2 protein-coding genes are annotated in these 2,594 nt (G+C 36.4%); one reads left to right on the top strand and one right to left on the bottom strand.

What is annotated here, in order from left to right:
* Positions 1-192 precede the first annotated feature (192 nt).
* Positions 193-582 (top strand): cupredoxin domain-containing protein, encoded by a 390-nt coding sequence (locus V7137_RS27410; RefSeq protein ID WP_335700997.1) that lies wholly within the window; start codon positions 193-195, stop codon positions 580-582.
* A gap of 275 nt (positions 583-857) precedes the next feature.
* Here V7137_RS27410 and V7137_RS27405 read toward each other — a convergent pair whose 3' ends face one another.
* A complete protein-coding gene (locus tag V7137_RS27405) occupies positions 858-2,288 on the bottom strand; it encodes a PQQ-dependent sugar dehydrogenase (RefSeq protein WP_335700996.1) in 1,431 nt (476 codons plus the stop codon).
* Positions 2,289-2,594: the final 306 nt, after the last annotated feature.

Here is a 2,594-nt window from a genome sequence, read left to right as displayed (position 1 = left end):
ATTGTGATATCCTCCTAATTATTTCATAATCACCATTATAACAACCTATTTCGGAACGTAAAACATGAAAGAATTGCCAATAACGGTGAACATTTGACCAAATGGAAGTGGTTCCACTCTAAATTAATGAATGAAGTGATAATATTTTATGAATTAGAAAAAAATAATGTTTAGGAAAGGAGGGGATTGCGAATGTCTTTGAAAAAGTGGTTAACAGGATTGGCCGTTTTGCTTGCAATGATTGTGGTTGTGACAACTCTAGGCTCACTAGGCACATTTGCCGAATCCGGTGTCGGAACTCAGCCTATGGAGACGGTGAAAGCGATTGAGGTCGAGTTGAACGATGATTACTTTAATCCGAAAGTCATTACTATTCTCAATGGAAAAACGACACCGTTGATATTGAAAAACAAAGGGAAGAAAGAACACACCTTCACAGTGGAAAAGCTCGGAATTGACGCCGAAGTCCAGCCAGGAAAAGAAAAAACCATTACAGTGGAACCGAAAATGCCCGATACATATGAACTGATATGTCGGTACCATTTCAGTAAAGGAATGGTTGGAAAAGTAATAGTCAAATAACAAGCAGGGCCAATCGGGCCTTGCTTTTTAAATAGGCGACGGTAACTTGCTTAATATTAAAATCCCGACATCATTATAACAGCTAACATTCCTCCACAAAAAATTGATCCTTTAAGTAGATGGTTAATTCAAAAGAGTCTGGGGGATTATCTTGGATAAAAAAATAATTCTTTCATTATTGTAGAAATACAAAAAGCCTTTGATGATAAAAAAATGGGTGAGAACGAAACAAAAAGATATTTATCTGTTATTTAGTCGAATTTTATAGTTGTGAATTATGGAACAATTTCAAAAACAGTACCTTGGTTAAAATCAGTCACTTTCATAGAGCCATAAACCCCTAAATATAGTCTAGTTTGATCCAGATTCGTGCCCAAATTAACATAATAAGCTGATTGAGACCCAAAATTATAATCGGTTTCAATAACACTATAATCATTTAGTTTACAATCTGTTCTTACCCTGGTATAAGCTAAAACCCCTCTAACTTGAGGTTGAGATTCTACAACCCGGACAAGATCGGTAAACACAACGCTTCCTGTTAAATCGGGGATTCCTTTTCCCATAAAGGCTTGCACTCCTGTAAGTGCAGTTCCTCCAAACTTATCGGGGCGGGGATCTTTATGAAAATAACTAGTTAGAGGCTGAAGACGCCTCACTGAAGTATTTATTGCTTCATTGTAGTAAGCAATTGTTTTCTCATCCAAAGTCGGATTTTCAGAGCAGCCCCTTATAATCGAAGTAGGAAAAGCACCTTCCCACCCTCGCCAGCCAAAGTTAATAAATTCTTCTTGGTCAGGTTCAGATTTCAATAAAGAAGCTTGAATAAGCTGAGTAACCGGTATTGGTTTATAATGAACGAATGAAAAAATCGACTCTACCAAATCCTGTCCGACATTTCCCACATATTTGATATACTGATTATTAAACCTTTGAAATGTAATGCCTGATATATTGCGAACCCCTTTGGCCATTACCGTAAGTGTTTCCTGAATAGGTGCAGGAAGTTCATTAAAACGTGTGACTACGGGTGGATTATCGATAAATGTATTCTTAACTAGATCAATTTCAATTATTTTACCGGCTATTTCCATATCATCCTGGCTTAAATTAAATGGATCATAGCCTGATCCACCATCTCCTGTTGTTAAAACAAGTTTTCCGGTTTCAGGTGAAAAGTTTAAGCTATTGACACCATTATGATTGAAAAATGGTCTTTTTAAGTTAAGTAATGTCCGTCGTTTTTGAGGTTGACCATTCGATTGTAAAATCCATTCTTCCACTGTATCAATATGATCATATTGAGTTTCTCGATTTATCCATCTTAAGTTTAAGGATCTGGGATCACACGGGTTAGGTATAAAATGTTCAGAAAGAGCACCTGGACCTTGTGTTCCAGCTACTGAATAATGAAGATAAAAAAGACCGTTATAATAAAATTGGGGATGAAACGCTAGCCCTAGCAATCCCCGTTCATCATATCCTCGACCAGAAACACCTGGTTCAGAAGCACCTAGCTTTATGATTCGCGGGCGAATATCTAAAAAAGTCCTTATAACTCCATTTCCTATGTAAAAGATCTCTCCTACCTGGGTTGCAATAAATAATCTTTCAATTGAGTCACCCGGAAGTATAGTTGTTTTCAAAACAGTGGGTAAATTTATCTTACTTACAATGGGCCGTAAACTAACCTTAATTTTTTTCAAACTGACTTTACACTCCTTCTTAATGTTTTCTTTTATAAGAATATGATTAGGACTGTTCTATTAGTCCGGCTTGGACAAAAACAAAATTTCATGAAGAAATAACTTATTTAATGTGTGGACACTATCAAGCGTTTTTGTTGACAGTGTCCCTTCATTTTCAACTACTCTGCGAACCACAATGGGTTAAAAACTTAATCTTCGTAAAATCTTTTCCAATGAGGTTAATGAGGATAATAGAACTGACTCATCAAATTCATCATCAATAGATGTTTTGTGCGAAGCTCCCTTAGGGCTACTATTGGTGTT

Origin of the sequence: Neobacillus drentensis (genome assembly GCF_036962765.1) — a bacterium.
GTDB classification, from domain to species: Bacteria; Bacillota; Bacilli; order Bacillales; family Cytobacillaceae; genus Neobacillus; species Neobacillus drentensis_C.
Note: the sequence above shows the minus strand (reverse complement) of the source record. Positions and strands in the feature narration are given on the sequence as shown.

Coding starts and splice junctions, on each gene's coding strand:
- V7137_RS27410 (WP_335700997.1), top strand. CDS start 193: ATGTCTTTGAAAAAGTGGTTAACAGGATTGGCCGTTTTGCTTGCAATG.